Annotated in this window: 4 protein-coding genes; 1 reads left to right on the forward strand and 3 read right to left on the reverse strand. The window is 72.0% G+C overall.

The window, feature by feature from the left end:
• On the forward strand, positions 1–402 hold a 402-nt coding region (locus G3I65_RS58630; protein WP_275940185.1), incomplete at its 5' end, for an IclR family transcriptional regulator C-terminal domain-containing protein.
• Between the two features lie 122 nt (positions 403–524).
• On the opposite strand, the gene G3I65_RS35460 is transcribed toward G3I65_RS58630, so the two are convergent.
• From G3I65_RS35460 to G3I65_RS35470, 3 genes are all read right to left on the reverse strand, one after another.
• Positions 525–1001 carry a (2Fe-2S)-binding protein gene (locus G3I65_RS35460; RefSeq protein WP_160699962.1) on the reverse strand — a complete coding sequence of 159 codons (477 nt, stop codon included), beginning with the start codon at positions 999–1001 and terminating at the stop codon, positions 525–527.
• Between the two features lie 11 nt (positions 1002–1012).
• Positions 1013–3349: a molybdopterin cofactor-binding domain-containing protein gene (locus tag G3I65_RS35465; RefSeq protein WP_160699963.1), complete on the reverse strand. Its 2337-nt coding sequence runs from the start codon at positions 3347–3349 to the stop codon at positions 1013–1015.
• 140 nt (positions 3350–3489) lie between these two features.
• Positions 3490–5175, reverse strand: a complete 1686-nt coding sequence (locus tag G3I65_RS35470) for an AMP-binding protein (RefSeq protein ID WP_160699964.1) — start codon at positions 5173–5175, stop codon at positions 3490–3492.
• Positions 5176–5406 lie beyond the last annotated feature (231 nt).

The raw sequence follows: 5406 nt of genomic DNA on the forward strand, positions 1-5406 counted from the left end.
CTGGTCCTGCTCGACGGCGACCCCGACCACCCACCGCACGACGAAGCGCTGCTGGCCCGCTACCCGCACGCGTCGGCACTGGGCAAGCTCCTGCTGGCCGACCGGCCCGACTGGCGCGCCACCGCCCGCGGCCTGCGCCAGCTCACGGCGAGCACGATCATCGACCCGGACCACCTGGACGCCGAGCTGGCCCAGTGCCGCGAGGAGCGGCTGGCCCGCCAGTGCGGCGAGCTCCACCCGGACCGCGGCTGCCTGGCCGTCCCGATCCACGACGTCACGGACGGCACGCTCGTGGCCGGGCTGGCGTTGAGCGGCCCGCCGGACCGGGTGGCGGGACCGAACACGGAGCTGGTGGCCGAGCTGCGGGAACACGCCCACCAGCTGGCACCGCTGCTGGCCTGACCACCGTGAAGGCCACGGCATCCGGAGCCCCTGCCGGACGACGTGAATGACTCATTCATGTCGTCGGACGACATGAATGAGTCATTCACTACACCCGGGGTCAGGGGCGACGCCCACCGCAGCTACATCTTCGCCGCGCCCGCCTTGATCGCCTCCCGGATCCGGGAGTACGTCCCGCACCGGCAGACGTTCCGGATCTCGTCCAGGTCGCTGTCGGTGATCTCCCGCCCCTGCGCCCGGACCTGCCGCACCTTCGCGACCGCCGCCATGATCTGTCCCGGCTGGCAATAACCGCACTGCGCGACGTCGTGCTCCAGCCACGCCTCCTGCATCGGGTGCAGGTCCGCGCCCACCGTGCCCGGCAGGCCCTCGATCGTGGTGACCTCGTCCGTCTCCTTTACGTCGGCCACCCGGACCGAGCACGGGTTGAACGCCTTGCCGTTGAAGTGCGACGTGCACGCCTTGCAGACGTTGATGCCGCAGCCGTACTTGGGCCCGCGCACGCCGAGGACGTCGCGCAGCACCCACAGGAGGCGCACGTCGTCGTCGACGTCGACGGTCACCGGCTTCCCGTTGAGGACGAAGGTGTGCTTGCTCAAGGGGTTCCTCCTCAGTAGGTGTGGTCGAGGCCGTCGGTCGGCGACGCGGGCACGGGCGGGACGAACGACTTGACCTCGAAGCCGATCGGGTCGTCGTGGTTGATCGGGAACCGCTTCGGGACCTTCCCCGTTGCGCGGGCGTACGCGCACGCCACGGCCGCGAACGAACACGCGACGCTCGCCTCGCCCGCCCCGCCGGGCTGGTCGCCGTGCGACGGCGTGACCACCACCGTGAAGTCCGTCGGCACGTTCCACTGGCGGGTGTAGAAGTAGTTGTCCCAGCTGGCTTCCAGGAAGTGCCCGTCCTTCAGGTGGACGCTGCTGGTCAGCGCGAGCGCCAGCCCGTCGGCGAACCCGCCCATCATCTGCGCCTCCAGCCCGCGCGGGTTCACCACGAGCCCGGCGTCGATCGCGACGACCGCCTTCGTCACCCGGGGGCCGGCGACGCCGTCGCGGATCTTGCGGTTCACCGTCTCCGGGCGGCAGTCGATCTCGACCAGGCACGCGCTCGCGCCCTTGTACTCCTTGTGGATCGCGATGCCCTGCGCGCAGCCCGCCGGCATCGCGCGCCCCCAGCCGCCGACCTCGGCGACCTTGCGCAGCACGCCCTTCACGACGTCGCTCTTGAGGAACTCCAGCCGGAAGTCCAGCGGGTCCTTGCCGACGGCCTTGGCCAGGATGTCGACCATCAGCTCGGCCGCGCAGCCGACGTCCGGGGAGTAGACGTTGCGCATCGAGCCGGTGTTGAAGCGCTGGTCGGTCTCGGTGAGCAGCTGGTCGACGACGCCGAAGTTGTACGGCACCTCCTGCGTGAGCGCGAAAATGGTCTCCGCGACGCCGAGGTTGCCGAGCCCGGTCGGCAGCTTCGTCGCCACCGAGCTGAGCGCCTCGCCGAGGCCGTGCCGGAACGACGTCTCGACCGAGGTGTGCCGCTGCTCGAACGTCAGCACGTTGCCGGCCAGGAGCGTCGCGCGCAGCCGTGAGGTGGCCATCGGGTGCAGCCGGCCCTGGCGCGGCTCGTCGGCGCGGTGCCACATCAGCCGGACCGGCTTGCCGAACGCCTTCGACGCCTGCGCGGCCTCGACCGCGTGGTCGCCGAACAGCTTGTGCCCGAACGAGCCGCCGCCGGTGATCACGTTCACCTTCACCTTGTCCTGCGGCAGGCCGACGGCCTGGGCGACCTCGCTCTGGGCGACGATCGGCGACTTCAGCCCGGCCCAGATCTCCGCGCTGCCGGACCGGACGTCGGCGACCGCGGCGTAGGGCTCGAGCGCGGCGCTGGAGCGGAACATGAACTCGAAGTCCGCGTCGACGGTCTTGGTCAGCAGCGGCACCTTCGGCACGGCCAGCGGCAGCTCGGCCTTGCGCAGGTTCGCCAGCACCGACGCGTCGTCCTGGCCTTCGACACTGCCCGGCCCCCAGTCGACGCGCAGCGCGCGGACGCCGTCGATGCACTGGCCGAACGTCTCCGCGCGCACAGCGACGCCGGTCGGGATGAGCGCGACGTCGGTGACGCCGGGCAGCGCCAGGACGTCGGCCTTGTTGAGGATCGCCTTCGGGCGGCCGTTGAGCGTCGGCGGACGGCAGACCATCGTCGGCAGCGCGCCCGGGACGTCGAGGTCCATCGCGAACTGCTTGCGGCCGGTGACGATGTCGAGCGCGTCGACGCGGGTGCGCGGCTTGCCGAGCACCTTGAACTCCGACGCGGCCTTGAGCGCGCTCGGGTCGAGGGTGACCTGCTTGGTCTCGCTCGCCGCGGCCTTGGTGGCGAGCTCGCCGTAGGTCGCGGACGAGCCATCCGGCGCGCTGATCACGCCGGCCTTGGACACCAGCAGGGCGACGTTCGACCCGAGGAGCAGCGCCGCCGCTTCGAGCAGCTGCTGCTTCGCGATCGCCGCGGCGACCCGGATCGGCGTGAACGTCGCGATCGTCGTGTTGGACCCGCCGGTCAGCTGGTTGAACAGCAGCTCCGGCCGCGCCGGGGCGAGCGTGACGCGCACCTTCTCCACCGGCAGGTCCAGCTCTTCGGCGATGATCATCGCCGTCGACGTGGTGATGCCCTGCCCCACCTCGGCCCGCGGCAGCGCGAACGACGCCGTGCCGTCGGAGTGCACCGTGACGGTGATGAGCTGCGAGGTCGGCAGCGCGGCGTCGGTGAGCGCGTCGTTGAGGTCGTAGAGCTCGGGCGGCTGCGGCGGCGACGGCACCGAGGCGGCGGCCGGGGCGCTCGTCCCCAGGTCCGCGGCGACGACCAGGGTGCCGGCCGCGAGGACGTAACCGAAGAATCCGCGGCGGGAGACGCCCCGGGGCGCGCTGCCGGTGTCCGGAGCGTCGTGGCTGAGGGTCACGCTGCTCCCCTTTCGAGGTGGCGGGAAGGGAACCACCGGTTCGGGCGGTGGTGAGGGATCACCTTGCCGCCCGGGGAGCGCGCCGGGTGTTCAACTTCTGGACACCCGGCGCGGGCCGCCGTGCGTACCCTGCCTCGACGTCAGCCGACGACGTCGCGCTCGGTGTACTCGCCCTCGACCGGCCCCTCCCCCGCGTGCAGCTTCTCCTCGCGTTCCCGCAGCTCGACGCGGCGGATCTTGCCCGAGATGGTCTTCGGCAGGTCGGCGAACTCGAGCCGCCGGATCCGCTTGTACGGCGCCAGGTGCTCGCGCGCGTACCCCAGGATCGCGGCCGCGGTGCCGACGTCCGGCTCATGCCCGGCGGCGAGGACGACGTACGCCTTCGGCACGGCCAGCCGCACCGGGTCGGGTGACGGGACGACGGCCGCCTCGGCCACGGCTTCGTGCTCCAGCAGCACGCTTTCCAGCTCGAACGGCGAGATCCGGTAGTCCGACGCCTTGAACACGTCGTCGGCCCGGCCGACGTAGGTGAGGTAGCCGTCTTCGTCGCGGCTGCCGACGTCGCCGGTGTGGTAGAAGCCGCCGCGCATGACCTCGGCGGTGCGCTCGGGGTCGTCGCGGTAGCCCGCCATCAGGCCGAGCGGGCGCTCGCGCAGGTCGAGGCAGATTTCGCCCTCGTCGCCGGGCTCGCCGGTCGCCGGGTCGACGAGCACCACCGGGTAGCCGGGCATCGGGCGGCCCATCGACCCGGGCTTGACGCGCTGGCCGGGCGAGTTGGCGATCTGGACGGTGGTTTCCGTCTGGCCGAAGCCGTCCCGGATCGTGACGCCCCAGGCGCGCTCGACCTGCTCGATGACCTCGGGGTTGAGCGGCTCGCCCGCCCCGACGACCTTCTTCGGCGGGACTCGAAGCGCGGTCAGGTCGGCTTGGATGAGCATCCGCCAGACCGTCGGCGGCGCGCAGAAGCTCGTCACGCCGCAGCGGTCCATCTGGGCCAGCAACGCCTTCGCGTCGAAGCGTTCGTAGTTGAAGATGAACACCGTGGCGCCCGCGTTCCACGGCGCGAAGACGTTGCTCCACGCGTGCTTCGCCCAGCCCGGCGAGGAGATGTTGAGGTGGACGTCGCCGGGTTCGAGCCCGATCCAGTACATCGTGGACAGGTGGCCCACCGGGTAGCTGGCGTGCGTGTGCTCGACCAGCTTCGGCAGCGCCGTCGTGCCGGAGGTGAAGTACAGCAGCAGGGTGTCCGACGCAGCGGTCGGGCCGTCCGGGGTGAAGACCGGCTCGCTCTCGTACGCCCGGGCGAAGTCCAGCCAGCCCTCGGCGGGCTCGCCGACGGCGATCCGGGTGTAGTCGCCGTCCGGGAACTTGGCGGTGTCGCGGTCGCGGGCCACGACGTGCCGGACGCGGCCGCGGGTGACGCGGTCGGGCAGGTCGGCCGGGCCGAGCAGGGTCGACGCGGGGATCACCACGGCGCCGAGCTTCATCGCCGCGAGCAGCACCTCCCACAGCTCGACCTGGTTGCCCAGCATGAGCAGCAGCCGCTCGCCCCGCCGGACGCCCTGCGCGCGCAGCCAGTTCGCGACCCGGTTCGAGCGCTCGGCCAGCTCGGCGAACGTGTACTTCGCTTCGCTGCCGTCCTCCTCGACCAGCCACAGCGCGGGCCGCGCGGCGGACTCCGGGTCGGCGGCCAGCGCGTCGAACCAGTCGAGCGCCCAGTTGAACTCGGTCAGCTCGGGCCACCGGAAGCCGTCGACGGCCGTGTCGTGGTCTTCGCGGTGGTCAAGCAGGAACCGGCGGGCGGACCGGAACGGCTCGGCAGTCATGGGCTCTCCTCGTCGAGTGCGGGGCCGTATCATCCGGAGCACCCGACCGCGCCGGCTACCCCCGGGCGGGGGTACTCCCAGGGAGGTCCACGTGGTGCTGCGGCCCGCCGACGGCGACCTCTACCGGCGCGCCCTGCGCGGCATCCGGCAGCGCACGGGGGTGCCGCTGGCCTTCGCCGGCCAGCTGCGCGACCGCCGCCTGGTGCTCTCCCACTTCCTCGGCGCGCGCAC

It is taken from the genome of Amycolatopsis sp. SID8362 (assembly GCF_010550475.1).
Taxonomy (GTDB): domain Bacteria; phylum Actinomycetota; class Actinomycetes; order Mycobacteriales; family Pseudonocardiaceae; genus Amycolatopsis; species Amycolatopsis eburnea.